This is a genomic window from Neisseria sp. HMSC056A03 (assembly GCF_001815685.1).
GTDB lineage: Bacteria > Pseudomonadota > Gammaproteobacteria > Burkholderiales > Neisseriaceae > Neisseria > Neisseria subflava.
The window spans coordinates 74,866-75,122 of record NZ_KV821668.1 but is presented as its reverse complement, the minus strand read 5'-3'; the positions used below and the strand labels follow the sequence as shown (position 1 = coordinate 75,122).

Sequence of the window (257 nt, the reverse complement as noted above, 5' to 3'; positions counted from 1 at the left end):
TCATACGCCACACCCAAATTATATTGGGCTCCTGCAACCCCTTGTTCCGCAACCTTGCGATACCACTGCACCGCCTGCACATCGTCTTGACGTACTCCTTGCCCATGGTAATACATATTACCCAAATTATATTGGGCTTCGAAAACCCCTTGCTCTGCAGCCTTGCGAAACCACTGCACTGCCTCTGCATAATCTTGACGGACCCCTTGTCCAGCATAATACATCACACCCAAATTAAATTGAGCTTGAGCATTTCC

Annotated in this window: 1 protein-coding gene; it reads right to left on the bottom strand. The window is 48.2% G+C overall.

Features of this window, described 5'->3' with window-relative positions; translation table 11 throughout:
• Positions 1-257, bottom strand: a 257-nt coding sequence (locus HMPREF3052_RS10790) for a tetratricopeptide repeat protein (RefSeq protein ID WP_141756646.1), incomplete at both ends; no start/stop codon positions are given.